Genomic DNA, 2,921 nt, shown 5'->3' on the forward strand with positions numbered 1-2,921 from the left:
CGCCCTGGCGGAGGCTGCCGGAGTTGGCAACAACCGCGCCCATCGGCAACACCGCCGGGAGGCTAGCGCCTCCAGTCGTGATCTAAAGATACTCCGACAAAGGGGAAATCGCCTCCCCGCCTCTTACCGCTGCTTCGCCAGCCACCTGTCCAGCGCATTGGCGAACTCGCGCCGATCGGTATCGCTGTAGCCCTTGGGGCCGCCGGTGTGTTCGCCGCTGGCGCGTAGTGTCTCCATGAAATCCCGCATCTGTACCCGCGCCTTGATATTGCCCTTGTCGAGCATTTCGCCACGGGTGGTCATGACCGCCGCGCCTTTTTCGATGGCCTCCAGGGCCAGCGGCAGGTCGGAGGTGAGCAGCAGGTCACCGGAGGCGAGGCGGGCGACGATCTCGTTGTCGGCGGCGTCGAAGCCATGGCTCACCGCAAGCGACTTGACGCAGCGCGAGGGCGGCAGCGGGATCGTATGGTTGGCCACGAACCAGGTGGGGGTATCGGTACGCTCGGCGGCACGCACGATAATGTCGCGTGCCACCTTGGGGCAGGCGTCGGCATCGACCCACAGGGTTGGCATTGGCAGGCTCCTCGATCAAGGGGGACATGGCCGTTAGCGTTGAAAGTACTGGCCAGGAGAAAGCACCGATGGTAGCATGCGCCCTCCTCGCATGTGCTGACCCCGCCATCATGACGATTCGCCGGTGCTGAAGTTGCCCGAGCCGAATCACCGAGACCTGCGGTCATCTACCGACAGTGTCCGAGATGTGAAGATGGAGCGCCACCAGATGCCGCCAACCGGCGACATCGGCGCAGAAAGGTCGCCTTAGCGGTTCGCAAGCCCCAGGGCGCGAACCGGATGCCAGGTGCGACCGGCGTCCCCGATTCCGTGACTCGCTCTGCCCTTCGGCCAATGATGGCCCTCGAGAAGCGCAGTGCGCCCGACCGTTCTTTTGCGTCGGGGATGCCTCAATGTGATTTTGCCGGCCCCTGCCGGCCTACCAAGGTGTGATTGATGACCTCGACTTCTGTCGCTTCGCCGAGCTTCGGCGATCTTGCTCTGTTGCCTGCCGTTCTCTCCGCTGTGGAAACACTGGGCTACGAGATCCCTTCGCCGATCCAGTTGCAGACCATTCCTGCACTGCTGGAAGGGCGTGACATGCTGGGCCAGGCCCAGACCGGCACTGGCAAGACCGCTGCCTTTGCGCTGCCGATTCTGTCTCGCCTGGAGCTGACTCGCCGTGAGCCCCAGGTATTGGTAATGGCGCCGACCCGTGAGCTGGCGCAGCAGGTTGCCGTGTCGTTCAGCAAGTATGGCCAGAACCTCAAGGGCCTGGAAGTCGCCACCCTGTGCGGCGGCCAGGAATACCGCGAGCAGCTGGGCGCCCTGAAGCGCGGCGCCCAGGTCGTGGTCGGTACCCCTGGCCGCATCATCGATCACCTGGATCGCGGTAGCCTCAAGCTCGACGGCCTCTCTGCCCTGGTGCTCGACGAAGCCGACGAGATGCTGCGCATGGGCTTCATCGACGACGTCAAGCGCGTGGTCGCCGATACGCCCAAGGATGCCCAGCGGGTCTTCTTCTCCGCGACGCTGCCGACCGAGATCGAGCGCATCGTCAATCGTTACCTGGTGGATCCGGTCAAGGTTGTGATCGAAGCCAGCGTGGGTACCGCCGCCAGCATCGACCAGCGCCTGGTGCGCGTCGAAGGCGGCGCCAAGCTGGAGGCGCTGTCGCGTATCCTCGAGGTCGAGCCCGTCGACGGTGCCATCGTCTTCGTGCGGACCCGTGCGGCCTGTACCACCCTGATGGAGCAGCTCTCCGCCCGCGGCGTGAACGTGGCGAGCCTCTCCGGTGACCTGGATCAGAGCCTGCGCGAGCGCACCATCACTCGCCTCAAGCGCGGCAAGGTCGATGTGCTGATTGCCACCGACGTGGCCGCCCGCGGCCTCGACGTGTCACGCATCACCCACGTCATCAACTATGACCTGCCCCAGGACAGCGAAGCCTACACCCACCGTATCGGCCGGACCGGCCGCGCGGGCCGGACCGGCATCGCGATCACCTTCGTCGGCTCGCGTGAGCTGCGCAAGGTGCGCTGGATGGAGCAGGCCACCGGTCAGCACATGGCCGATATGCCGATCCCCGACGAAGCCGCCATCCGTGCCCATCGGGATGACGCCTTCTTCCTGCGTACCCAGGGTGCGCTGACGGCCGGTGCCGAGGAGCAGCGTGCGCTGATCGAGCGCCTGGTCGCCGAAGGGCATGACCCGATCGAGCTGGCCTGTGCCTTTGCCGCCATGGCCCGCGCCGACGAAGCGCCGATCGGTCGCATGCAGCCGCCGCGCAAGGAACGCACCGAGCGCGAGCCGCGTGACGGCAAGCCGGCGCGTCGCGAGCGCGGCCCCAGCGAAGGCATGACCCGCTACCGTGTCGCCGTGGGTCACAAGGATGGCGTCAAGCCGGGCCAGCTGGTCGGTGCCCTGGCCAATGAAGGGGGCATCGAAGGTGCCCGCATCGGTCGCATCGACATTCGCAACGCCTTCTCCGTGGTGGAGTTGCCGAGCTCGCTGCCGGCCAGCATCCTCGACAAGATGGCACGTGCCCGTGTCGCCGGTCGTCCGCTGGAGATCAGCGAAGATGCCGGCGCCACTGCCGAGCGCGCTCCGCGCCGCCGCCAGGATGGGGATGCCCCGATTCGGCGCCGTAACACCGCCTGATCGCTGCCGGGCACAAGCCCGGCAGGCATGAACCAGACAAAGCCCTCGTACCGTTGTCGGTACGAGGGCTTTCTTGTGGGCGAGATATGAGCTACATCGACCAGGCTCCTAGGCCTCGCGCTTGCCATCCACCAGCCGCGACACGCCCCAGGGGTTGCCGTCCTTGAGCGGTGCCGGCAGCAGGCCTTCCGGCAGCGCCTGGTAGCACA

General features: G+C 66.3%; 2 protein-coding genes. One reads left to right on the forward strand and one right to left on the reverse strand.

Going from position 1 to position 2,921, the window contains the following annotated elements; translation table 11 throughout:
* Window positions 1–123 precede the first annotated feature (123 nt).
* Complete coding sequence (locus LY622_RS00210) at window positions 124–573, reverse strand: YaiI/YqxD family protein (RefSeq protein ID WP_234289040.1); 450 nt, start codon at window positions 571–573, stop codon at window positions 124–126.
* 435 nt (window positions 574–1,008) lie between these two features.
* Here LY622_RS00210 and LY622_RS00215 point away from each other — a divergent pair, with 435 nt between their 5' ends.
* The gene (locus LY622_RS00215) at window positions 1,009–2,712 is read left to right on the forward strand and encodes a DEAD/DEAH box helicase (RefSeq protein ID WP_234289041.1); all 1,704 of its coding nucleotides are present in this window, start codon (window positions 1,009–1,011) and stop codon (window positions 2,710–2,712) included.
* Window positions 2,713–2,921: the final 209 nt, after the last annotated feature.

Source organism: Halomonas alkalisoli (assembly GCF_021412585.1).
GTDB classification, from domain to species: Bacteria; Pseudomonadota; Gammaproteobacteria; order Pseudomonadales; family Halomonadaceae; genus Halomonas; species Halomonas alkalisoli.

What these genes read in the sequence shown, in the direction of transcription:
- LY622_RS00210 (WP_234289040.1), bottom strand. Translation starts at nt 573, where the DNA reads ATGCCAACCCTGTGGGTCGATGCCGACGCCTGCCCCAAGGTGGCACGC.
- LY622_RS00215 (WP_234289041.1), top strand. Translation starts at nt 1,009, where the DNA reads ATGACCTCGACTTCTGTCGCTTCGCCGAGCTTCGGCGATCTTGCTCTG.